At 64.8% G+C, this 22,291-nt stretch carries 19 protein-coding genes; 8 read left to right on the forward strand and 11 right to left on the reverse strand.

The features are described 5' to 3' along the window. Positions 1-106 precede the first annotated feature (106 nt). Entirely contained in the window at positions 107-718 is a 612-nt protein-coding gene (locus VIM12_RS05500) for an arylesterase (protein WP_331940629.1), read from the reverse strand. A 37-nt stretch (positions 719-755) separates the two neighbouring features. On the opposite strand from VIM12_RS05500, the gene VIM12_RS05505 reads away from it, so the two are divergent. Continuing rightward, complete coding sequence (locus VIM12_RS05505) at positions 756-1,436, forward strand: ABC transporter ATP-binding protein (protein ID WP_331940608.1); 681 nt, start codon at positions 756-758, stop codon at positions 1,434-1,436. Here VIM12_RS05505 and VIM12_RS05510 read toward each other — a convergent pair. The 4 genes from VIM12_RS05510 to VIM12_RS05525 all read right to left on the reverse strand — a co-directional run bounded on the left by VIM12_RS05510 (position 1,408) and on the right by VIM12_RS05525 (position 6,960). Next, positions 1,408-2,946: an NAD(P)H-hydrate dehydratase gene (locus tag VIM12_RS05510; RefSeq protein ID WP_331940609.1), complete on the reverse strand. Its 1,539-nt coding sequence runs from the start codon at positions 2,944-2,946 to the stop codon at positions 1,408-1,410. The two genes, VIM12_RS05505 and VIM12_RS05510, sit on opposite strands and share 29 nt — an antisense overlap. Positions 2,947-3,045: 99 nt before the next feature. After that, a complete protein-coding gene (locus tag VIM12_RS05515) occupies positions 3,046-4,158 on the reverse strand; it encodes an NAD(P)/FAD-dependent oxidoreductase (protein ID WP_331940610.1) in 1,113 nt (370 codons plus the stop codon). Beyond that, positions 4,151-5,449: a D-amino acid dehydrogenase gene (locus tag VIM12_RS05520; RefSeq protein WP_331940611.1), complete on the reverse strand. Its 1,299-nt coding sequence runs from the start codon at positions 5,447-5,449 to the stop codon at positions 4,151-4,153. The genes VIM12_RS05515 and VIM12_RS05520 overlap by 8 nt, the downstream gene beginning before the upstream one ends. 191 nt (positions 5,450-5,640) lie before the next feature. Beyond that, positions 5,641-6,960 (reverse strand): amidase, encoded by a 1,320-nt coding sequence (locus VIM12_RS05525; protein ID WP_331940612.1) that lies wholly within the window; start codon positions 6,958-6,960, stop codon positions 5,641-5,643. Positions 6,961-7,245: 285 nt separating this feature from the next. On the opposite strand from VIM12_RS05525, the gene purL reads away from it, so the two are divergent. After that, a complete protein-coding gene (gene purL, locus VIM12_RS05530) occupies positions 7,246-11,265 on the forward strand; it encodes a phosphoribosylformylglycinamidine synthase (RefSeq protein WP_331940613.1) in 4,020 nt (1,339 codons plus the stop codon). A 197-nt stretch (positions 11,266-11,462) separates the two neighbouring features. Here purL and VIM12_RS05535 read toward each other — a convergent pair whose 3' ends face one another. Genes VIM12_RS05535 through VIM12_RS05560 form a run of 6 tightly spaced genes read right to left on the reverse strand, consistent with a single transcriptional unit; the run spans position 11,463 to position 15,898 of the window. Then, positions 11,463-12,239 (reverse strand): peptidylprolyl isomerase, encoded by a 777-nt coding sequence (locus VIM12_RS05535; RefSeq protein WP_331940614.1) that lies wholly within the window; start codon positions 12,237-12,239, stop codon positions 11,463-11,465. A 44-nt stretch (positions 12,240-12,283) separates the two neighbouring features. Then, entirely contained in the window at positions 12,284-12,556 is a 273-nt protein-coding gene (locus VIM12_RS05540; protein WP_331940615.1) for a BolA family protein, read from the reverse strand. Then, positions 12,553-13,173, reverse strand: a complete 621-nt coding sequence (locus VIM12_RS05545) for a septation protein A (protein ID WP_331940616.1) — start codon at positions 13,171-13,173, stop codon at positions 12,553-12,555. The genes VIM12_RS05540 and VIM12_RS05545 overlap by 4 nt, the downstream gene beginning before the upstream one ends. A gap of 24 nt (positions 13,174-13,197) precedes the next feature. Continuing rightward, positions 13,198-13,593, reverse strand: coding sequence for a peptide-methionine (R)-S-oxide reductase MsrB (msrB, locus tag VIM12_RS05550; RefSeq protein WP_331940617.1), 396 nt, complete (start codon positions 13,591-13,593; stop codon positions 13,198-13,200). Further along, the gene (locus VIM12_RS05555) at positions 13,590-15,095 is read right to left on the reverse strand and encodes a protein adenylyltransferase SelO (RefSeq protein ID WP_331940618.1); all 1,506 of its coding nucleotides are present in this window, start codon (positions 15,093-15,095) and stop codon (positions 13,590-13,592) included. Before VIM12_RS05555 ends, msrB begins: the two co-directional genes overlap by 4 nt. Then, the gene (locus tag VIM12_RS05560) at positions 15,092-15,898 is read right to left on the reverse strand and encodes a Crp/Fnr family transcriptional regulator (protein WP_331940619.1); all 807 of its coding nucleotides are present in this window, start codon (positions 15,896-15,898) and stop codon (positions 15,092-15,094) included. Before VIM12_RS05560 ends, VIM12_RS05555 begins: the two co-directional genes overlap by 4 nt. A gap of 132 nt (positions 15,899-16,030) precedes the next feature. On the opposite strand from VIM12_RS05560, the gene VIM12_RS05565 reads away from it, so the two are divergent. The 6 genes from VIM12_RS05565 to VIM12_RS05590 all read left to right on the forward strand — a co-directional run. Beyond that, positions 16,031-16,807, forward strand: a complete 777-nt coding sequence (locus tag VIM12_RS05565; protein ID WP_331940620.1) for a class II aldolase/adducin family protein — start codon at positions 16,031-16,033, stop codon at positions 16,805-16,807. Positions 16,808-16,819: 12 nt separating this feature from the next. Further along, positions 16,820-17,407 carry an HD domain-containing protein gene (locus VIM12_RS05570; RefSeq protein WP_331940621.1) on the forward strand — a complete coding sequence of 196 codons (588 nt, stop codon included), beginning with the start codon at positions 16,820-16,822 and terminating at the stop codon, positions 17,405-17,407. 152 nt (positions 17,408-17,559) lie between these two features. After that, positions 17,560-19,212 (forward strand): 3-(methylthio)propionyl-CoA ligase, encoded by a 1,653-nt coding sequence (locus VIM12_RS05575; RefSeq protein ID WP_331940622.1) that lies wholly within the window; start codon positions 17,560-17,562, stop codon positions 19,210-19,212. A 78-nt stretch (positions 19,213-19,290) separates the two neighbouring features. Next, on the forward strand, positions 19,291-20,544 hold the full coding sequence (locus tag VIM12_RS05580; RefSeq protein ID WP_331940630.1) for a branched-chain amino acid ABC transporter substrate-binding protein: 1,254 nt from the start codon (positions 19,291-19,293) through the stop codon (positions 20,542-20,544). Positions 20,545-20,781: 237 nt separating this feature from the next. Then, complete coding sequence (locus tag VIM12_RS05585) at positions 20,782-22,032, forward strand: branched-chain amino acid ABC transporter substrate-binding protein (RefSeq protein ID WP_331940623.1); 1,251 nt, start codon at positions 20,782-20,784, stop codon at positions 22,030-22,032. Between the two features lie 103 nt (positions 22,033-22,135). Continuing rightward, the coding region (locus VIM12_RS05590) for an ABC transporter permease subunit (protein ID WP_414691756.1) at positions 22,136-22,291 on the forward strand (156 nt) is incomplete at its 3' end.

The following is a 22,291-nucleotide window of genomic DNA, read 5'->3' on the forward strand; positions in this document are numbered from 1 at the left end:
CCCTTCCGCTGTCGGACAGTGGCGATCCGCATGGAACAGTTCGGCGTACCCGGCGAGCCCCTCGCGGGAAAATGGCACCAGCGGCGCTTGTGGTGAGCAAGACGCGCTACTGGCGCAGCATGTTTTTCAGATGAGGCCACACATTGTTCAGCATGATCGGCTGCGCTTCCGCCGTCGGGTGAATGCGGTCGGCCTGGAACAGGTCGGCGCGCTCGGCCAGGCCTTCGAGGAAAAACGGCACCAGCGGCACCTTGTTTTCCTGGGCAAGCTTGCGGTACATGCCGAAGAAACGCTGCGTATATTCCTTTCCGTAGTTGGGCGGTATCTGCATGCCCACCAAAAGCACCCTGGCGTTTGCCTTCTGCGCAGCCGTGATCATCTCGCGCAGGTTGGCCTCCGCGCCCGCCACCGGCAAGCCGCGCAGACCGTCGTTGCCGCCGAGTTCGATGATGACCAGATCAGGGCGGTGCCGGGCGAGCAGGGCCGGCAGGCGGGCCTTGCCGCCGCTGGTGGTTTCGCCGCTGATGCTGGCATTCACGATGGTGGCCGGCAGCTTTTCCTCCTGTAGCCGCTTCTCCAGCAACGTCACCCAGCCGGTGCCGCGTACCAGGCCATATTCGGCTGAAAGGCTGTCGCCGAGCACGAGCAGGGTTTTTGATGCAGAATAGGCAAAAGCCGAAAAGAAGATGAGCGAGAACGCCGCCATCCACCTGAACATCCGCGCCAGCGGCACTGACTTCCCTTCCTGAAATTTCATGCAAGAGCCTTCCTCGATACCTGCCATTGAAGTGACACGCCTGAGCAAACGGGTTGCCGATGCGTCCGGCGAATTGACGATATTGCACGAGGTCGATTTTACCGTGCGGCGTGGCGAGACGCTGGCGATCGTCGGCGCCTCCGGATCGGGCAAATCCACATTGCTTGGCCTGCTTGCCGGTCTCGATACCCCGAGCGGCGGCGCAGTGAAGCTGGACGGGGTGGACATCTACCGCCTCGACGAGGACGGGCGTGCCGGCCTGCGCCAGGCGAAGCTCGGGTTCGTATTCCAGTCCTTCCAGCTGCTGTCACACCTCACCGCGCTGGAGAACGTCATGCTGCCGCTGGAGCTGCGGCGCGACGATGCGCCCCGCGAGAAGGCCGAGGCCATGCTGGGCCGTGTCGGCCTGGGCAGCCGCCTGCGTCACTATCCGAAATTCCTGTCGGGCGGAGAGCAGCAGCGGGTGGCGCTGGCGCGCGCGTTCGTGACGGAGCCGCCACTGCTGTTCGCCGACGAGCCAACGGGCAGCCTGGATGCGGCGACCGGGGAGGCCGTGATCGGGCTGATGTTCGAGCTGAACCAGGAGCGGGGATCGACCCTGGTGCTGGTCACGCACGATCCGTCGATTGCCGCGCGCTGCGGCCGCACCATCACGATTGCCGCGGGGCGCCTGCTGTAGACCCTGGCCGCCTCGGCAGCCGGTTGAGCGCGGCCCGCACCGCCGGGATCAGCTCGCTGGCGCCAACGCCCACCGGACCTGTGCCCGTGCTCGCCAGATCGTCTGCTGCCCTGCCGTGCAACCAGGCGCCGGCGATTGCCGCATGCCAGGTTGAGACTCCCTGCGCCAGCAAGGCGCCGCACACGCCAGCCAGTACGTCTCCCGTACCGCCGGTGGCCAGCAGGGGATTCCCTGTCGGGTTGATTGCGGCAGAACCATCCGGAGCGGCGATCACCGTGCCGGAACCCTTCAGGAGCACGACGGCGTTGCAGCGTCTTGCCAAACCGCGCGCGGCCGAGATCCTGTCAGCCTGCACCTCGGCGGTGCCGCAGCCAAGCATGCGGGCGGCTTCGAGCGGATGGGGCGTCAGCAGCGATGGCGCGGCACGGCGCTGAAGCTGCGTCTGAACCGCGGCATCGCGGGCCAGCAGGTTGAGGGCGTCGGCGTCGATGACCGCGGGCAGCGGCGATTCCAGGACACGGGCGAACGCCTGCATTCCTGCTTCTGCCATGCCCAGCCCGGGACCCACCACTGCCGCACCGGACGTCAATGCGAGCGCCGAGGCATGCCTGCACATCAGCTCCGGGTGCATGCTGTCGTAGTCGGGCGGCCGATCGACGAAGCCGGCGAAAATGCGCCCGGCACCGGTGAACAACGCCGCGCGCGCGGCCAGGATCAGTGCGCCCGTCATGCCCTGCGCGCCACCAACCAGCGACACGTCGCCGAAGCTTCCCTTGTGCGCGTAGTGCGGACGGGACGGCAGGGCATCGATGAACATCGACACCTCGGCAAGATGCAGCCTCGCGGCGGGAAATTGCGCGGCAGGGATGTCGAGCGTGTCGACCCTTACCTTTCCCGCATGATCGCGTCCGCGGCCGGTATGCAGTCCCGGCTTGCCGGCGATGAAGGTGACGGTATGGCTGGCGACGACGGCGCTGTTTTCCTCGCCGAGCGGCATGCCGGTATCGGCGTCGAGGCCGCTCGGCACGTCGATGGCGAGTACCGGACAGGAAAGGGCATTGACCTGCGCGAACAAGGCCCGTACCTCGTCCTCCGGGGGGCGCGCGAGACCGATGCCGAACACGCCGTCGAGCACCAGGTCCCATGCCCCGTCGCCTACCGTGTTCGGGTTGGCGTCAATGAAGGCGATACCGGCTTGACATGCCTTGTCGAGCGCGCGCTGCGCATCCGGCGGGCGCTGCTCCCGGCGAGCGCACAGCATGACCTCGGCCGCGACGCCACGCTGCCGCAGCAGGATGGTCGCCAGCAGGGCGTCGCCGCCATTGTTGCCGGGGCCAGCAAGCACCAGTACGCGCGCGCCGTCAGCACGAGGCGCCAGCAAGTCCAGCGCGTGCCGGGCAATCGCCTCGGCGGCGCGCTCCATCAGGGTGCCCTGGGGAAGAAGCGCGAGAGCGGCATGTTCGATGCGGCGCAGGTCTTCGGTCAGATAGAGCGCATTGGACTGTGGCATGGTCGGCGGCAACGTGGCGTCGTGGATGGCCGGTGGCGGCGTGCACCAATTGTATGCCAGCCGAGGGAAAGGCCCGCAGCCGTCAATGGCAGCGGCTGGTTACCGGCGCGCCAAAACGTCCGCCACGTGGTCTGCAATGGCAAGGGATGCAGTCAGACCGGGCGACTCGATGCCGTACAGGCCGAGGTAGCCCGGACAGCCGTGCGACGCGAACAGGAAATCCGCGGCCGGCTCGCCGGGGCGGGTGATTTTCGGACGTACCCCGGAATAGCCTGGCTGCAGGGCGTCGTCCGGCAGGTCCGGCCAGTAGTTGCGGATCTCGCGGTAGAAGCGATCGGCGCGTTTCGGGTCTACCTGGTAGTCGATCGATTCGCCATGCACGTCCAGCCACTCGACATCCGGCCCGAACCGGGCCTGACCGCCCAGGTCCAGCGTCAGGTGCACCCCGAGGCCGCCGGGTTCCGGCACCGGGTAGATCAAGCGGGAAAACGGGGCCTTGGCGGACAGCGAATAGTAGTTGCCCTTCGCAAAATAAGCCGCTGGCAGCGTCGCTGCCGAAAGGCCTTCGATCGATGCCGCCAGGCGCGGTGCCCACAGGCCGGCGCAATTGATGACGGTATCGACCAGGAATTCCGCATTGCCTTCATCGGTACGCATGCGCAGCACGATGCCGTCCCTGCCTGCGCTGCCGGCGGCGACCGAGGTGCCAAAAGCGAGCTGAGCGCCGGCGCGTTCGGCGTCGCCCTGCAACGCAGTCATGTAGGCATGGCTGTCGATGATCCCGGTGTTCGGCGACCAGAGCGCTGCGGTGCAGGCGAGCGCCGGTTCAAGGGACTGTGCCTGCGCCGCGTCGATGGCGGTAACTTCGGCGCAGCCGTTGGCCCGCGCCTGGACGTGGATCGCGGACAGGGCCGCGTGCTGCGCGGCCGAGGTGGCGACGATCAGCTTGCCGCAGCGGCGGAACGGCACGCCATGCTCGTCGCAGTAGCGGTACAGCGCGTCGCGACCGGCGACGCACAAGCTTGCCTTGTGGCTGCCGGTCGGGTAGTAGAGGCCGGCATGGATCACTTCACTGTTGCGGGAACTTGTCTCCATGCCGATGGCGGCATGCCGTTCGACCACGAACACTTCCCGGCCGAGCATTGCCAACTTGCGGGCGACGGCGAGTCCGACGACGCCGGCGCCAATGACGACGCAGTCGATCCTATCCATAGCGCGCCATCGTGAGTCCGTCGGCGTCGATATCCGGGGCCTGGCCCGACACCATGTCCGATACCAGCTTGCCTGCGCCGACGGCCATGGTCCACCCGGACTCCGCCTGCGCCATGTTGATGTAGACGTCGCGGACGGGCGTAGGGCCGAGCACCGGCACGCCGTCGGGCAGCACCAGGCGCACCCCGCTCCAGAAGTTTGCCTGCGCGTAGCCAGCCGCGTCCGGAAACCAGTCGCTGCCGGCCTTGATCAGCGTGCGCATGGCGCGCTCCTTCAGGCTGGCGCTGTCGGGGGTGAGCTGCGCAACGCCCGACAGCCGGATGCGGCTGCCGAGGCGGGCGATCTCGACCTTGTAGGCTTCGTCGGCGAGCGCTGCCTTGGGTGCATTGTCAAAATTGCGGATGAGCGCAGCGGCGGCGTATTGGCGTACCGGATACAAGGGCAGCCTGACGCCCAGCGGCTGGAGCAGCCGCTCGCTGTCCGCACCCGCCGCGACGACCACGGCATCGACCGGAAAGCGCTGGCCGTCGATCAGCAGTGCGACACCGCGCGAGTCCTGCTCGATGCGCTCGACGCGCCTGCCGAAATGGAACTGCACGCCGATGTCGGCGGCGATGTGCTTGATCCTGCGCGCGAACAGCGGGCAATTACCGGCTTCGTCCTGCGGCAGGTACAGCGCGCCTGCAAGTGCCGTATCGCTGGCCAGGGCGGGTTCGATGGCCCGCGCGCCGTCCGTGTCCACCTGCCGATGCGGGATGCCGTTCTCGGCGAGCAGCGCGATGCCGGGTTCGGCAAGCTTCAGGTCCTTCTCGGTCCGGAACAGCTGCAGCACGCCCTGGGCCTGCTCATAGTCGAGCTGGTAGTACTCGCGCATGCGATGCAGAAGGCCCTGGCTGTACAGGCCGAGGCGCTGCAGGCGGGTGCGGTTGATGCGGTAGCGGTCGAGGTCGCATTCGGCGACCCAGCGCCGTGCCCAGCGCCAGAGGGCGCGGTCGAGCCCGGGCTTGAGCAGTACCGGCGACTCCGACTGAAACAGTGCGGACAATATGCGGCGCGGCATGCCTGGAACGGCGGACGGGCCGGCGTAGGCGGGGGCGACCAGGCCGGAGCTGGCGAAGCTCGATTCCTGCGCCACGTTCTGGTGACGCTCGATGAGTACGACGTCGTGCCCCGCATCGGCAAGAAAGAATGCGGTACAGACGCCGGATATGCCGCCGCCTATCACTGCTACCTGTTTTGTCACTTGATCAACCTGTGAGTGCTTGTCGGGAACCCGGCGTGCCTGCCGCATGCGGCGCGTGTGCGCGGTGTCAAACCGTCACACCGGCCGCAAACTGCGCGATGGGGAGCGCAAGCTAGACCGTCCGGCCGCGACGCGGTTCTGGTACGACATTTTATTCTCTCCCGCTCTGGTTGCGGAGGACATCACGCGCCGGCGTTGCGCAAAAGCGCGAACATGGCCGCCGCGCCAATGCCCATTTGTCATGCTGCAGCCAGCGCGGCCTCCACAGCCCGCGCAACGCCGAGCACCCTGCGGTCCGCCATGGCGGGTCCGGCAATCGAGAGCCCGACGGGCAGGGTGCCTGGCGCGTGGCAGGGAAGGGAAACGGCACAGCCATCGAGCAGGTTGACGACCGAGGTGTTCCGCAGCAGCAGTCCATTCACGCGGAAGAACGCCTGCTCCGACGTCTCGAGGTCGGCGATCGGCGGTGCGACAATCGGCACCGTCGGCATCAGCAGCGCATCGTAGGGGGCGAGCGCCGCCTCCATGCGGGCGATCCAGTCCCGCCGGCGGCGATGGAGGTCGATATAGTCGGCGGCGCTCATCGCGGCGCCGGTCATGATCCGTTTCGCCACCCGGAAGTCATACTCCTGCTCCCGGGCCGCGAGCAGTTCGCGGTGCCAGGCGAAGGATTCGGCGCCGGAGAACTTGTTGAGATCGGCCGCTTCGGACAGCGGCGCGAACGGCGCGTCGACGATGCGCGCCCCTGCCGAGGAAAGCACCGAGAGCGCCGCGGAAAACGTTGCCGCGACATGCGGCTCGAGCCCGTCGAGCACGACCGTCGACGGTACCGCAAGCCGCAGGCCCGCAAGCGGCAGGTCGGGTACCGCGAGCACCTGGTCGGCGATGATGCTGTCCACCAGGATGCAGTCGTCGACCGAGCGGGTCATCGCGCACAGTGTGTCGAGCGTCGTCGACAGCGGGATGGTACCGGCCAGGGGCACGCGCCGGGCAGTCGGCTTGAAGCCGACGATGCCGCACAAGGCGGCCGGGATGCGGATCGAACCGCCGGTGTCGGAGCCAATGCCGGCGACGCAAAGTCCGCTCGCGACCGATACCGCGGCGCCTGAAGAGGAACCGCCGGGGATCCGCGCGACGGTGGCGTCAGCCGGATTGGCCGGGGTGCCGTAATGCGGATTGATGCCGACGCCCGAAAACGCGAATTCCGTCATGTTGGTCTTGCCGATGATCGCCGCGCCCGCGGTGCGCAGGCGCTTTACCACGGGTGCATCGGCCCTGGCGGGCGGCGCGTCCCTCAGCACCCGCGAGCCGGCCAGGGTGGTTTCGCCCGCGACATCAACCAGGTCCTTGAGGGAGACGGAAAGACCCGCCAGCGGCGAGACCTCGACGCAGGCCGCAAGCATCGCGTCGGCGTGAGCGGCGGCGGCGCGCGCGGCATCCGGATAGAGGCGGGTGAAGATGGCGGCGCTTTTCTGCGCTTCGTCGAGGCAGACCTCGACCAGCGCCTGGCGGGAATAACGGGCCAGCGCGGCAATCGTTTTCGCGGTGAGGGGATTCATCGGGATGGCATCCAGTAGGAAGATGAGCAAGCGTGCAGGTTTGGCACGGGCAATAATAGTACAGGCACCTTCCGCCCATGCGCGTCCTCGGCGCCGGCCCGGCGCCCTCCATTACCCGTCCGTATGCAGGGCGATGCTTAGGGCAGCGAAGGTAAAACCAGCCTGAACCCGCCCCGCTGTCGGGATGCCGACCGCACCGGCGGTCGCGGTATAATCGCGCTTTCCCGTTCCAACCCGCAGCAGCGCCGGCCGCTCCTGGCATGCTGCATCAAATCCCTTGCCAACATGTTGATTCTGCCGGGCTCCAACGCCCTGTCCGCATTCCGTACCCAGCGTCTTTTGACACAATTGCAAGCAGTGGAGCCCGGTATCGTCGGCATCAGCGGCCGCTACCTGCATTTCATCGACGCCGCCGCCGAGCCGGGGCGGGATGACGTTGCGCGCCTCGATGCACTGCTGACCTACGGCGAGCCGTCCGTCGCGGCGGATGGGGGCGAGGAATTCGTCGTCATTCCGCGTTTCGGCACCATCTCGCCATGGGCAAGCAAGGCGACCGACATCGCCCGCCACTGCGGCCTGGCGCAGGTGAGGCGCATCGAGCGCGGCGTGTCCTACCGGGTGCAGCTCAAGAGCGGCCTGCTCGGCGGCGCGAAGAAGCTGTCCGAGCAGGCGGCGCGCGAGGTTGCGGCGCTGCTGCACGATCGGATGACCGAAACCGTCCTGCGCGACGCCCGGGAAGCAACCGGCCTGTTCCGGGAGCTGGAGGCGCTTCCGCTTGAATACGTGGACGTGGTGGCCGGCGGGCGCGAGGCGCTGGTAAGGGCGAACGCAGATCTCGGCCTGGCCCTGTCCGACGACGAGATCGAGTACCTCCTTAAGGCATTCAACGATGCCGGTCGCAATCCGACCGACGTCGAGCTGATGATGTTCGCGCAGGCCAACAGCGAGCACTGCCGCCACAAGATCTTCAATGCGGAATGGACGGTCGACGGCGTGGCCCAGGACAAGTCGCTGTTCGCCATGATCAAGAACACGCACCAGCTGCATCCGAAGGGCACCGTGGTCGCCTACAGCGACAATGCCTCGGTCATCGAGGGCGCCACCGTCTCCCGCTTCTACCAACGGGGAGCAGCGGCAGGCAATGTCTACGAGGCTTCGGAAGAGCTGACGCACATCCTGATGAAGGTCGAGACGCACAACCATCCGACCGCCATCTCGCCGTTCCCCGGCGCCTCCACCGGCGCCGGCGGCGAGATCCGCGACGAGGGCGCGACTGGCCGCGGCGCCAAGCCGAAAGCGGGCCTGACCGGCTTCACCGTATCCAACCTGATGATCACGCACGCGGTGCAGCCGTGGGAGAACGCGCGCGACGTCGCGCAGCCGCCCGCGCAGCGCGAGCCGCATGCCCAGGCCGGCATCTACGGCAAGCCGGAGCGGATCGCGTCGCCGCTGCAGATCATGATCGAGGGCCCGATCGGCGGGGCGGCATTCAACAACGAATTCGGCCGGCCCAATCTCGGCGGCTACTTCCGCACCTACGAGCAGAATGTCGGTGGCAAGGTCATGGGCTATCACAAGCCCATCATGATTGCCGGCGGCATCGGCAACATCTCCGCCCAGCACACGAAGAAGCACGACCTGCCGGTCGGAAGCCTGCTGATCCAGCTCGGCGGTCCGGGCATGCGCATCGGCATGGGCGGCGGCGCGGCGTCGTCGATGGCGACCGGTACCAATACCGCCGACCTCGATTTCGATTCCGTCCAGCGCGGCAATCCCGAGATGGAGCGGCGCGCGCAGGAGGTGATCAATGCCTGCTGGGCGATGGGCAGCGACAATCCCATCCTGTCGATCCACGATGTCGGCGCCGGCGGCCTGTCCAATGCGTTCCCCGAGATCACCAACGATGCGGGACGCGGCGCCGTCTTCGACCTGCGCAAGGTGCCGCTCGAAGAGAGCGGCATGGCGCCGAAGGAAATCTGGAGCAACGAGTCGCAGGAGCGCTATGTGCTCGCCATCGCGCCGGAAAGCCTGCCGCTGTTCCAGTACCTGTGCGAGCGCGAGCGTTCGCCGTTTGCGGTCGTCGGTACCGCGACCGAGGAACGCCAGTTGAAGGTGATCGACCCGGAGCGGGGCGCCGACCCGGTGGACATGCCGATGGACGTCCTGCTGGGCAAGCCGCCGAAGATGCACCGCAACGTGCAGCGCCTGGCGAACGACTATCCGAAGGTGGACCTGACCGGCATGGAACTGGCGGAAGTCGCGCAGCGTGTGCTGCGCCTGCCCACCGTCGCCGACAAGTCCTTCCTGATCACCATCGGCGACCGCACGGTCGGCGCCACCACGGTACGTGACCAGATGGTGGGCCCGTGGCAGGTGCCGGTGGCGGATTGCGCAGTCACGACCATGAGCTTCGAAGGCTACCGCGGCGAAGCCATGGCCATGGGCGAGCGCACGCCGTTGGCGGTCATCAATGCCGCGGCCTCGGGCCGCATGGCGGTGGGCGAGGCGATCACCAATATCGCTGCCGCGCCGCTGACCGACATCAGCGACATCAAGCTGTCGGCGAACTGGATGGCGGCCTGCGGGCAGCCGGGGCAGGATGCCGCCCTGTTCGACACGGTGAAGGCGGTCGGTATGGAACTGTGCCCGGCCCTCGGGATCAGCATCCCGGTCGGCAAGGATTCCCTGTCGATGCGCACCACGTGGCGGGATGCCGAAGGCAGCAAGGAGGTGACCTCGCCGGTATCGCTGATCGTCTCCGCCTTTGCGCCGGTGCAGGATGTGCGCCTGTCGCTCACGCCGCAGCTGCGCACCGATGCGGGCGAGACGGCACTGATCCTGATCGACCTCGGCCGCGGCAAGAACCGCCTTGGGGCCTCGGCGCTGGCCCAGGTGATGCAGCAGATCGGCAGCGAAGTGCCGGACGTGGACAGCGCCGAAGACCTGAAGGCCTTCTTCTGCGCCATCCAGCAGCTGAACATCGAACGCAAGCTGCTTGCCTACCATGACCGCTCGGATGGCGGCCTGTTCACCACCTTGTGCGAGATGGCCTTCGCCGGCCGTACCGGGTTGTCGGTCAACCTCGACATCCTGACCATGGAAGGCGAGCATGCGTCCGATTGGGGCGACTCCAAGAACTGGGCGTCCCAGGTGGCCGAGCGCCGCAACGAGATGACGCTGCGGGCGCTGTTCAACGAGGAGCTGGGAGCGGTCATCCAGGTCCGCGCGGAGCACAAGTCCGATGTCATGACGGTGCTGCGCTCGTACGAGCTCGGCGCCTGCAGCCATATCATCGGCAAGCTCAACGATCGCGACGCGGTCGAATTCACGCGCGACGCCAAGGTCATCTACAGCCAGCCGCGCGGCGAGCTGCACCGCGCCTGGAGCGAGACCAGCTGGCGCATCGCCCGCCTGCGCGACAACCCTGCCTGCGCCGATGCCGAATACGACCGCCTCCTGGACGCAGCCGACCCCGGCATGACGCCGAAGCTCAGCTTCGACCCGCAGGTGGACATTGCCGCGCCGTTCGTTGCGACCGGCGTCCGGCCCAGGGTGGCGATCCTGCGCGAGCAGGGCGTCAACTCGCACGTCGAGACGGCCTACGTGATGCACCGGTCCGGTTTCACCGCGGTCGACGTCCACATGAGCGATCTGATTGCCGGCCGCGCCAGGCTGGACGACTTCAAGGGCTTCATCGCCGTCGGCGGCTTCTCCTACGGCGATGTGCTGGGCGCCGGCGAAGGCTGGGCCAAGACCATCCTGTTCAATGCCCGCCTCGCGGAGCAGTTCTCCGGCTTCTTCCACCGGGACGACACTTTTGCGCTGGGCATCTGCAACGGTTGCCAGATGATGAGCAACCTGAAGTCCATTATCCCCGGCGCGCATGCCTGGCCGAAGTTCACCCGCAACAAGTCGGAAAAGTTCGAGGGCCGCCTGGCCATGGTGGAGGTGGCCGACTCGCCGTCGATCTTCTTCCGCGACATGGCCGGCACGCAAAGCCCGATCGCGGTGGCGCACGGGGAGGGGTATGCCGACTTTTCGCAGACCGGGGACATCAAGGAAGCGATCGTCGCGATGCGCTGGATCGACAACCAGGGCCAGGCGACCGAGCGCTATCCGTACAATCCGAACGGATCGCCGCAGGGGATTACCTCGGTCACGACGCCGGATGGCCGCTTCACCGTGCTGATGCCGCACGCGGAGCGGGTGTTCCGGACGGTGAACCACTCCTGGCATCCCGAGGGCTGGGGCGAGTTCTCGCCGTGGATGCGGATTTTCCGCAATGCCCGCAAGTGGGTGGGCTGACCGGTGTGACGACCGGGCGGCCCTGACCGGGCGCGGCGACAGCGCGCCCGGCTTCCGCGCCTCCTGTCGGGCGGAGGCGGGGTGATGCAGCGGCAATGTGCAGCAGCGTTCGTCCTTTCTGCTCCGACGTCCGCATTAAAAAAGGCGCTTCATCCGAAGCGCCTTTTGCTTTTGAAGCGGTTTGTGCGGAGGGCCGCTTACTGGATCTTGGCCTTCTTGCGCAGGTCTTCCTGGTAAGCCTGCAGCTTCTTCTGCTGCAGGGATTCCGCGATCTGCGGCTTCACTTCCTCCAGTGCCGGCAGCTTGGCTGCGCGGACGTCTTCCAGCTTGATCACGTGGAAACCGTACTGGGTCTTGACCGGAGTCTCGGTGATCTGGCCCTTCTGCAGCGCGACCATCGCATCGGAGAACGGCTTGACGAAGGAGGCCGGCGAGGCCCAGTCGAGGTCGCCGCCGCTGGCAGCGGAGCCCGGATCCTTCGACTGCTTCGCCAGTTCTTCGAACTTGGCGCCGCCCTTGAGCTTGGCAATGATCGCCTTGGCGTCTTCTTCCTTCTCCACCAGGATGTGGCGCGCGTGGTATTCCTTGTCGCCGGCCTGTGCCTTGAAGCGATCGTATTCGGCCTGGATCTCGCTGTCCTTGACCGGGTTTTTCTTCAGGTGATCCTGCACCAGGGCGCGGATGGCGATCGACTGGCGTGCGATCTCGACCTGGTTCTTCACTTCCTGCGAGTTGCTCAGGCCGAGCTTGTCGGCTTCCTGGATCAGGATCTCGCGGTTGATCAGTTCCTGCTTGACCATCTCGCGCAGTTGCGGCGAATCCGGCTGGCCCTGTGCCGACAACTGCTTGATCATCACATCGGCGCGGGAGGAGGGGACCGGCTTGCCGTTCACGACGGCGAGGTTCTGGGCCACGGACGGCAGCGCAACGGCGGCGACAAGCAGCATCAGCAAGCGAGCGGGTTTCAAAGTCATTGTCTGTTCCTACAGAGGTATGAAAGTTTATAAATCCGGCGCCGCTATTCTCGTTCGGACGGCGCGAGGGCGATGATGTTGAGAGCGTGAATGTCGCTTGCCATCATGTCGCGGAGGGAATCATACACCAGGCGGTGACGGGCTATCCGGTTCAGGCCTGCGAAACGGTCGGAAACAATGCGTAACCGATAGTGACCCGCGCCCGAGGCGGCGCCGGCGTGTCCCGCGTGCAAATGCGATTCGTCGTCGAGTTGACATTCGTCCGGTGCGAGAGTTGCAACAAGCCGGTTGCGGATGCGGTCGACCCGGTCGTTCATTTCGTATCCTTCACGTACTTGGAAAGGAAAAGGCTCTGCGCGACGATGAACGCGAGCATCAGCGCGGTGAAACCGAACAGCTTGAAGTTGACCCAGGCCGCCGTGGAAAAGCTGTAGGCCACGATCAGGTTGATAGCGCCCATCACCATGAAAAACGCGGCCCAGGACAGGTTGAGGCGTTGCCATACCGGATCCGGCAGGGCCACCTGCTTTTCCATCATCAGCCGGATCAGGTTCTTGCCCATCAGCGCCTGTGCGACCAGCAACGCGGCGCCAAAGCACCAGTAGAGCATCGTCGGCTTCCACTTGATGAAGGTCTCGTTGTGGAAGTAGATAGTGGCGCCGCCGAACACGGTGATGATGGCCAGCGAAACCCAGAGCATGTTGTCGACCTTGCGCCGGCGCAGCAGCAGCCAGCCGACCTGCGCGAAGGTGGCGAGGATCGCCACAGCCGTCGCCAGCATGATCGGCGCCTGGGCAAGCGTGGCGCCGCTGCCCGAGACCAGGGCCGACAGGTATTGCTGGACCAGTGCCTGCGCAGCGTCGGGATTGCCTTCCCCCCACTTGAAAACGCCGAAGAAGAGAATGACCGGAAACAGATCGAACAGGAACTTCATGTTGGGCTTGTAACCTTCCAGGGGTTATTTTGGATCGAAGCGCAGCGCCGCGGAATTGATGCAGTAGCGCAGCCCGGTCGGCGGCGGTCCGTCGGGGAATACATGGCCGAGATGGGCGTCGCAAACCTTGCACAGGATTTCGGTGCGTATCATGCCATGACTGCGGTCGATCCGCTCGATCACGTTGTCCGGATCCAGCGCCTTGAAATAGCTCGGCCAGCCGCAGCCGGACTCAAACTTCGCGTCCGATTCGAACAAGGGAGTGCCGCAGCAGACGCAGGTGTAAATGCCGTGCTCGTGATGGTCCCAGTAGCGCCCGGTGAAAGCGCGTTCGGTGGCCGCTTGCCGCGTCACCTGGTATTCCATCGGGTCGAGTTGCGCGCGCCATTCGGCGTCGGTCTTGATCACTTTTTCGGTCATGATGAACAGCTCACTTCAAGATCGTTGGCCCAGTCGGGAGGCAGGTCGGCGTAACGCTCGTTCTCGGGCTGTTCATCGAACGGCCGTTCCAGCACCGCGAGCAGCTTCGCCACTTCGGAAAAATCCTTGTTCTGTGCTTTTTCTATCGCCTGCTGCGCCAGGTAGTTGCGCAGCACGTATTTCGGATTGACGGCATCCATCGCCGCGCGGCGCGCGGCATCCTGCGAATTTTCCTTGCGCAGGCGGGCTCGATACATCCCCGCCCAGGCGTCGAAGGCGGCACGGTCGATGAAGAGGTCGCGCAGCGGCTCGTCCGCGGCGGCTTCGTCGATCCGCAGGCGGCTGAGCCGGCGGAAGAACAGCGTGTAGTCGGGCCGGTTTTCCTGCAGCAGGGAAAAGAGGGCGTCGATCAGCCCGGCGTCATCGCTCTCCGCGGCCCGCAGGCCGAGCTTGTCCCGCATCAGCTGCTCAAAGTGCGCGGTGTAGACCGGACCATAGCCGTCCAGCGCGGCCTGCGCCTCGTCCACGCCGCCCATCAGCGGCAGCATCGCCTGCCCGAGCGCAAAGCAGTTCCACTGGCCGATCTTGGGCTGCATGTGGTACGCGTAGCGGCCGCCATGGTCGCTATGGTTGCAGATATGGCGGGCGTCGAAGGCTTCCATGAAACCGAAGGGACCGTAGTCGATCGTCAGGCCGAGGATGGACATGTTGTCGGTATTCATCACGCCGTGCATGAAACCTACCGCCTGCCACTGCGCCATCAGCACTGCGGTACGGCGTGCGACTTCCCGCAGCAGGTCCTGGTAGCGGTTTGGCGCGCCTGCCAGTTCCGGGTAGTGGCCTTCGATCACGTAGTCCGCCAGCCGGCGCAGCTCCTCCTTGCGGTCCTGGTAGAACCAGTGTTCGAAGGAGCCGAAGCGGACGAAGCTCGGCGCCATCCGGGTGCAGACCGCGGCGGTTTCCACCGTCTCGCGCATGACCGGCATGTCCGACCCGGTGACGCACAGCGCCCGCGAGGTCGGGATGCCGAGCGCGGCCATCGCTTCCGAGCAGAGGAATTCCCGTATCGAGGAACGCAGCACGGCGCGGCCGTCGCCCATGCGCGAGTAGGGCGTCATTCCGGCGCCTTTCAGCTGCAGTTCCATCCGCGGCTGTGCCGTCCCCGCTGCGGTGGGAACATCGCCGAGCAGGATCGCCCGGCCGTCGCCAAGCTGGCCGGCCCAGACGCCGAACTGATGCCCGGAATAGACGGCCGCCAGCGGTTGCGAACCCGGCAGGATGCGATTCCCCGAAAACGCGTCGATGAATTCGCTGCGCCCGAACTCGCCGGGATCGAGTCCGATGAGTGCCGCTGCCGCACTGCTGGCGCCAACCAGGTAGGGATCGGGTACGGGGGTCGGCTGCAGGCGCGTGTGGAAGGCTGGCGGCAATGCCGCGAAGGAATTGCCGAATTCGAGAGCTTCGAGGTGGTGCGGCCTGAGCGGATGTTCCGGGGCATTCATTGCATTTCCTTGTCTTGCCCCGCTGCCGCAGCGGCAGAGGGGGCGGGCGCGAGTCGGGGCCGGCTTTTCGCCGCGGCGCGGCCGGGACGTTCGGGATAGGCGATTTCCGCCAGGGCAGCCGGGCGGCGGATGGAGATCCGGCCATATTTGGTCTGTATCAACCCGTTTTGTTCCCACTGATGGAGGAGCTTGGAAATGCTCTGGCGCGACTTGCCCAGCAACTGTCCCAGCTCTTCCTGCGTCAGCGGCACCTCGCGGCCGCGCGCGTCGACCGCCGCATTCATCGCCGAAGGCTTGAGATGCGCGAGCTCGAGCAGGCGACGCGCGAGCCGCTGCGGCAGCGGGGCGGTTGCAGCCTCCTCCACCAGGTCGAAGGTTGCGCGCAGGCGCAGGCTGAGCATGCGCGCAAAGCGCGCGAGCACCGCAGGATGTCGTTCGAGCAGCCGCCGGAAATCGGTTCTCGCATGGAACAGCAGGACGGTCGGCCCGGACGCATGCGCGTCGTGCGTGCGTGGCAGGCCGTCGAACAGGGAGATTTCGCCGAAGCCGGCTGGCGCCTCCAGCACGCCGATGGTCGTGCCCTGTCCCTCCGCGGTCGCGCGGGTGAAACGCACTGCGCCGCGGGCGATGGTGTAGAAGCCGTCCGCCTCGGCCCCGCGGGCATGCACCAGCGCGCCGTCGCCCAGGTGGCGCAGGACGCCGCATCCGGCGGCTTCCTCGACGATCTCGTCCGGGAAGCCGGCCAGCCAGGAGGCGCGCAGCAGGGCGGGCTTGTCGATGTCGTCGTTGGCGGGCTTCGGCATGCGGATTGTTAAAAAGTTGACAGTCTTGAGCGGTGCGATGTGAGGATACTGCTGCAGCACGGGCGCGTCCGCGGAAATGCGCAGTCGATCGCGCCTTGCCACCTTATTTTGACAGAGAAGAGGAGACCTCATATGAACGCGCCCGAGAAGCTGACGATACCTTCGGTGCAAGACCGGGTTTCTCCGGAAGAATGGCAGACCCGCGTGGATCTCGCCGCATGCTACCGGCTGGTGGCCGACTTCGGCTGGAGCGACCTGATCTTCACCCACATCACCGCGCGCGTCCCCGGCACCGAGGACCAGTTCCTGATCAACCCGTACGGGATGATGTTCGACGAGATCACCGCGTCCTCGCTGGTGAAGATCGACCTCCAGGGCAACAAGGTCGAGGAGTCCCCGTTCCCGGTCAATCCCGCCGGCTTCACCATCCATTCCGCGATCCATGCGCATCGCCACGATGCGCAGTGCGTGCTGCATGTCCACAGCGTGAACGGCGTCGCCGTCTCGGCACAGAAGGAAGGACTGCTGCCGATCTCGCAGCAGTCGATCTTCGTGCTGTCCAGCCTCGCGTATCACGACTACGAAGGGGTCGCGCTGCGCGACGACGAGAAGCCGCGCCTGGTGAACGACCTCGGCGCCCGCAACTACCTGATGCTGCGCAATCACGGCCTGCTCACGCTCGGCAAGACCATCGCCGACGCCTTCGTGAACATGTACGTGTTCGAGGCCGCGTGCATGATCCAGGTCCGCGCCCAGGCCGGCGGTGGCGAGTTGATCCGGATACCGTCTTCGATACTCGACACGGCCCAGAGCCAGGCGAAGACCGTGACCAAGTCGCAGGGAGGCATGCTTGCCTGGCCCGGACTGCTGCGCCGGCTCGACCGCAAGGACTCTACCTATCGCAACTGAACGGGAAAACACATGGATACCCTCGACCACCCGCGCGCCACCTTTCGCGACATGCAGGACAGTACCGCCGACGACTGGAAGATCATCGGCGCGGAGTTCCGGACCTATTCCGCCAACCTGCCCGACCGGGTGCTGGCCCACCTGCGCCTGCTCGACGGCGACTGCGGCGGGTTCCCCGTCGACCGGCTGACCCACAGCCTGCAAACGGCAACGCGCGCCTACCGCGACGGCAAGGACGAGGAGTACGTGATCTGCGCGCTGCTGCATGACATCGGCGACACGCTCGGCAGCTACAACCACCCGGACATCGCCGCCGCCATCCTGAAGCCCTTCGTCAGTCCCGAGAACCATGCGATCGTCGAAAAGCATGGCATCTTCCAGGGCTATTACTTCTTCCATCATCTTGGGATGAACCGCAACCTGCGCGACCAGTTCGCCGGCCAGGCGATCTACGACGCGACGCTGGCGTTCTGCGAGAAGTACGACGCCCCGGCCTTCGACCCCGACTACGACACGCTGCCGCTGTCCTTCTTCGAGCCGATGTTGCGTCGCGTAATGGCGAAGCCGAAAAACACGATCTACAAAGCGGTGTCCGAGTAAAAAGTCCCGGGGGTGACATTGATGCGTCGCACAATCGAAAGTCGTTGACGCTATTAGTACGGTCGTTCAAAAATCATGCTTGTTCCCGGCGCCTGTCCTGCCCATGGCGGGCGCCGACGGTCCCATCGCAACTAAAACAAGCAGGAGACAGGATGTCGGACTACCCCAAGAGCCCACTCATGGGCCAGATGATGAGCCAGCCTTTGCTCATCTCCAGCATCATCAAGCACGCCGACCGCTACTACGGCGCCAACGAGATCGTATCCCGCCGCGTCGAAGGCGACATCCACCGATATACCTACCGTGACTGCCACAAGCGCGCGCGCCAGATGGCCAACGCGCTCGCCGGCCTCGGCGTGAAGATGGGCGACCGGGTCGCCACGCTCGCATGGAACGGCTATCGCCATCTCGAGCTGTACTATGCCATCTCGGGTTCCGGCGCCGTCATGCATACCATCAATCCGCGCCTGCATCCGGAACAGATCGCCTACATCGCAAACCATGCCGAGGACCAGTACCTGTTCTTCGACCTGAACTTCCTGCCGCTGGTCGAGGCGTTCGCGCCCCACTGCAAGACGGTCAAGGGCTACGTGATGATGTGCGCGCGCGACCGCATGCCGCAGGAAAGCAAGATTCCGAACCTGCTCTGCTACGAAGAGCTCATCGAGGGCAACTCCGACATCTACGAGTGGCCGCTGTTCGACGAGAATTCCGCCTCCAGCCTCTGCTACACCTCGGGCACGACCGGCAATCCGAAGGGCGCGCTGTATTCGCATCGTTCCACCGTGCTGCACTCGTACGCGTCGGCGATGCCGGACGCGCTGAACGTCTCGTCGCGCGACGCGGTGCTGCCGGTAGTGCCGATGTTCCATGTCAACGCATGGGGCTTGCCGTACTCGGTGCCGCTGACCGGCGCCAAGATGGTGCTGCCCGGACCGGCACTGGACGGCAAGTCCGTGTACGAGCTGTTCGAGCAGGAAAAGGTGACCTTCTCGGCCGGCGTGCCAACGGTCTGGCTGGGCCTGCTGACCCATGTCGGCCAAAACAACCTGCAGTTCTCTTCCTTCCGCCGCACCGTGATCGGCGGCTCCGCCTGCCCGCCGGCGATGATGAAGACCTTCCGCGAGAAGTACAACGTCGAGGTGGTGCACGCCTGGGGCATGACCGAGATGTCGCCGCTGGGTACCGCCTGCACGCTGCAGGCCCATCACCTGGACCTGCCTGCCGAGAAGCAGCAGGCCATCCTTGAAAAGCAGGGACATGCAATCTATGGCGTCGACATGAAGATCGTCGGCGACGACGGCAAGGAACTGCCCTGGGACGGCAAGACCTACGGCAACCTGCTGGTCAAGGGGCCGTGGATCATCAGCAGCTATTTCAAGAACGAAGGCGGGGACGTGCTGGAGGACGGCTGGTTCCCGACCGGCGACGTGGCCACGATCGACCCCGACGGCTACATGCAGATCACCGACCGCAGCAAGGACGTCATCAAGTCCGGCGGCGAATGGATCGGCACCATCGACCTCGAGAACATCGCCATGGCGCACCCGGCGGTGCAGCAGGCCGCGTGCATCGGCGTATTCCATCCGAAGTGGGACGAGCGGCCGCTGCTGGTCGTGGTGAAGAAGCCCGGCGCCGAGGTGAGCAAGGAAGAACTGATCAAGTTCTACGACGGCAAGATCGCCAAGTGGTGGACGCCGGATGACGTCACCTTCGTCGATGCGCTGCCGATTGGCGCCACCGGCAAGGTATTGAAGAACCGCATACGCGAGCAATTCAAGGAGTACAAGCTGCCGACCGCGTGATAGTTTCGCAGGACAAGAACAAGAAGCCGGAAAGGCCTGTTTTTACAAGACCACTACAACGATAGGATGAGACACATGATGAAGAAGATTCGCCCCCTCGTTTTGACCGCTTCCGTCGCCGCGGCTCTCGCTGCGCCGGCAGCCTTCGCGGACACCATCAAGATCGCGATGATCGAAACGATGTCGGGCGCATTCGCCCCGATCGGCCAGAACCAGCTCAACACCTTCCGCATGTTCGCAGAGATGGCGAATCAGCAGAAATGGGCGGGCAACCACACGCTGGAAGTGCAGGCCTTCGACGGCAAGGGCAGTCCCCAGGAGTCGCTCAACCAGCTCAAGACGGTGATCGACCAGGGCTACCGCTTCATCGCGCAGGGCAATGGTTCCGGCGTTGCGCTGGCACTGATCGACGCGGTAAATAAGCATAACGAACGCAACCCGGGCAAGGAAATCGTCTTCCTCAACTACTCGGCCATCGATCCCGACCTGACCAACAGCAAGTGCAGCTTCTGGCACTTCCGCTTTGATGCCAACTCGGACATGAAGATGGAGGCGCTGACCTCCTACATGGCCAAGGATCAGTCGATCAAGAAGGTCTACCTGATCAACCAGAACTATGCGCACGGCCACCAGGTTACCCGCGCCGCCAAGGAATACCTGAAGCGCAAGCGTCCGGACATCCAGATCGTCGGCGACGACCTGCACCCGATCGCAACCGTGAAGGACTTCGCTCCCTACGTCGCCAAGATCAAGGCATCCGGCGCCGACAGCGTCATCACCGGCAACTGGGGCGCCGACCTCGCGCTGCTGGTGAAGTCCGCCAAGGATTCCGGCCTGACCTCCAAGTTCTACACCTACTACGGCGGCACCTCGGGCGTGCCGACCGCAATGGGCGGCGCGGTCGCCGGCCAGGTCAAGCAGATCGCCTACTGGATCCCGAACAACGAGACTTTCGCCGGCAAGGAGATCGTCGAGGCGTTCAAGAAGAAGTACAACGACGACTTCTACGTCAGCGACATCTACACGGTGATGCAGATGGTGTCGAAGGCGGCCAAGGACGGCAACACCACCGACCCGGTGAAAATCGCATTCGCAATGGAAGGGATGAAGGTCAAGGCGATCAACGGCGACGTCGAGATGCGCGCGGCCGACCACCAGCTGCAACAGCCGCTGTACATCTCAACCTGGACCAAGGTCGACGGCAAGAAGGTCAAGTACGACCAGGAGAATACCGGCCACGGCTGGAGCAATGATCAGAAGATCGAAAGCTACGTCGCGACCCAGCCGACGTCGTGCCAGATGAAGCGTCCGGCACGTCCTTCCGGCGCCTGACCGCCGGCCGGTGCGGCAACGCTGCCGCACCGCATCTTCCCCAACGGCGCGGACGTCGGGATCCGCGGTGCAGTCGCTTCACGAGGCGCCTGCACCGGTTTTGTGCAGCAGTTTCGTTTCATCGACTCAAGCGAGAAGGGAAACGCCATGCTTGATTCCAGCTGAATTCCAGGTGCTTTACACCCGGTTTAACCGTAGCTATGCTGTAGAAACACTACACCTATAAGGAAGAGACAAATGGCTGCTCAATTCAAACCCCTGATCATCCCGCTTTCCCTCGCCGCCGCTTTCGCGCTGCCACTCAGCGCGGGCGCCGAGACGGTGAAGATGGCATTCATCGATCCGCTTTCCGGCCCGTTCGCCCCGGTCGGACAGAACATCCTGAAAAGCTGGCAGTTCATCGCGGCAAAGGCGAACGCCGAAAAGTGGGCCGGCGAACATACCTTCGAGATCAACGGCTTCGACAACAAGGCGAGCCCGCAGGAATCGCTGTCGCAGCTGAAGACCGTGATCGACCAGGGCTACCGCTACATCATCCAGGGCAACGGCTCCGGCGCAGGCCTCGCGCTGATCGATGCGGTCAACAAGCACAACGAGCGCAATCCGGGCAAGGAGATCGTCTACATCAACTACGCGGCGGTCGATCCCGACATGACCAACAGCAAGTGCAGCTTCTGGCACTTCCGCATCGACGCCAACTCCGACCAGAAGATGGAAGCCATGACCACCCACATGGCGAAAGACCAGAACGTCAAGAAGGTCTACATCATCGGTCAGAACTATGCGTTCGGCCACCAGGTCACCCGTGCCGCGAAGGAGTACCTGAAGCGCAAGCGTCCGGACGTGCAGATCGTCGGCGACGACCTGCATCCGATCGGGCAGGTCAAGGACTTCTCGCCCTACATCGCGAAGATCAGGGCTTCCGGCGCCGACACGGTCATTACCGGGAACTGGGGCGCCGACCTGGCGCTGCTGATCAAGGCAGCCAGGGAAGCTGGCCTGGAATCGAACTTCTACACCTACTACGCCGCCACCACGGGCGTACCGACGGCGATGGGCGCCTCCGGCGAAGGACGGGTGAAGTCGGTCGGCTACTGGAATGCCAACAACGAAAAATTCGTGGGCAAGGAAATCGTCGAGGGCTTCAAGCAGAAGTACAACGACGACTACTACACGATGGCCACCTACACCGGTCTGCAGATGCTGAGCAAGGCGTTCAAGCAGGTGAAGTCGACCGACCCGGTGAAGGTCGCGTTTGCGATGGAAGGCATGAAGTTCCAGAGCCTGAACGGCGAAGTGGAAATGCGCAAGCAGGATCACCAGCTGCAGCAACCGCTGTACATCAGCACCTGGACCAAGGTTAACGGCAAGGACGTGAAGTTTGACCAGGAAAATACCGGCTTCGGCTGGAAGACGGACGTCAAGCTCGACACCTACGTGTCGGCGCAGCCGACGTCCTGCCAGATGAAGCGGCCCGCGGGCGGCTGATTCCCGGCAATGCAGGGCAGCGTGTCGGTGTCCGGCCGCACGCTGCTTTTTTGCGGACAAAAAATAGTACGGTCGTAAAGAAAATTGAAATAGGGATAGCCTCGTGGAGTTTACTTTAATCACCTTGCTGAACGGCCTGAGCTACGGGCTCCTGCTGTTCATGCTGTCGTCAGGACTGACGCTGATCCTGAGCATGATGGGCGTGCTCAATTTTGCGCATGCCAGCTTCTACATGCTCGGCGCCTACTTCGCTTACGCG

Source organism: Noviherbaspirillum sp. (genome assembly GCF_036563305.1).
In the GTDB taxonomy this organism is placed as follows: Bacteria; Pseudomonadota; Gammaproteobacteria; order Burkholderiales; family Burkholderiaceae_D; genus Noviherbaspirillum.

Bases quoted from the DNA above. Each gene is read 5' to 3' on its own strand.
- VIM12_RS05500 (WP_331940629.1), bottom strand. From the start codon at position 718: ATGTTCAGGTGGATGGCGGCGTTCTCGCTCATCTTCTTTTCGGCTTTT.
- VIM12_RS05505 (WP_331940608.1), top strand. From the start codon at position 756: ATGCAAGAGCCTTCCTCGATACCTGCCATTGAAGTGACACGCCTGAGC.
- VIM12_RS05510 (WP_331940609.1), bottom strand. From the start codon at position 2,946: ATGCCACAGTCCAATGCGCTCTATCTGACCGAAGACCTGCGCCGCATC.
- VIM12_RS05515 (WP_331940610.1), bottom strand. From the start codon at position 4,158: ATGGATAGGATCGACTGCGTCGTCATTGGCGCCGGCGTCGTCGGACTC.
- VIM12_RS05520 (WP_331940611.1), bottom strand. From the start codon at position 5,449: ATGCGGCAGGCACGCCGGGTTCCCGACAAGCACTCACAGGTTGATCAA.
- VIM12_RS05525 (WP_331940612.1), bottom strand. From the start codon at position 6,960: ATGAATCCCCTCACCGCGAAAACGATTGCCGCGCTGGCCCGTTATTCC.
- purL (WP_331940613.1), top strand. From the start codon at position 7,246: ATGTTGATTCTGCCGGGCTCCAACGCCCTGTCCGCATTCCGTACCCAG.
- VIM12_RS05535 (WP_331940614.1), bottom strand. From the start codon at position 12,239: ATGACTTTGAAACCCGCTCGCTTGCTGATGCTGCTTGTCGCCGCCGTT.
- VIM12_RS05540 (WP_331940615.1), bottom strand. From the start codon at position 12,556: ATGAACGACCGGGTCGACCGCATCCGCAACCGGCTTGTTGCAACTCTC.
- VIM12_RS05545 (WP_331940616.1), bottom strand. From the start codon at position 13,173: ATGAAGTTCCTGTTCGATCTGTTTCCGGTCATTCTCTTCTTCGGCGTT.
- msrB (WP_331940617.1), bottom strand. From the start codon at position 13,593: ATGACCGAAAAAGTGATCAAGACCGACGCCGAATGGCGCGCGCAACTC.
- VIM12_RS05555 (WP_331940618.1), bottom strand. From the start codon at position 15,095: ATGAATGCCCCGGAACATCCGCTCAGGCCGCACCACCTCGAAGCTCTC.
- VIM12_RS05560 (WP_331940619.1), bottom strand. From the start codon at position 15,898: ATGCCGAAGCCCGCCAACGACGACATCGACAAGCCCGCCCTGCTGCGC.
- VIM12_RS05565 (WP_331940620.1), top strand. From the start codon at position 16,031: ATGAACGCGCCCGAGAAGCTGACGATACCTTCGGTGCAAGACCGGGTT.
- VIM12_RS05570 (WP_331940621.1), top strand. From the start codon at position 16,820: ATGGATACCCTCGACCACCCGCGCGCCACCTTTCGCGACATGCAGGAC.
- VIM12_RS05575 (WP_331940622.1), top strand. From the start codon at position 17,560: ATGTCGGACTACCCCAAGAGCCCACTCATGGGCCAGATGATGAGCCAG.
- VIM12_RS05580 (WP_331940630.1), top strand. From the start codon at position 19,291: ATGAAGAAGATTCGCCCCCTCGTTTTGACCGCTTCCGTCGCCGCGGCT.
- VIM12_RS05585 (WP_331940623.1), top strand. From the start codon at position 20,782: ATGGCTGCTCAATTCAAACCCCTGATCATCCCGCTTTCCCTCGCCGCC.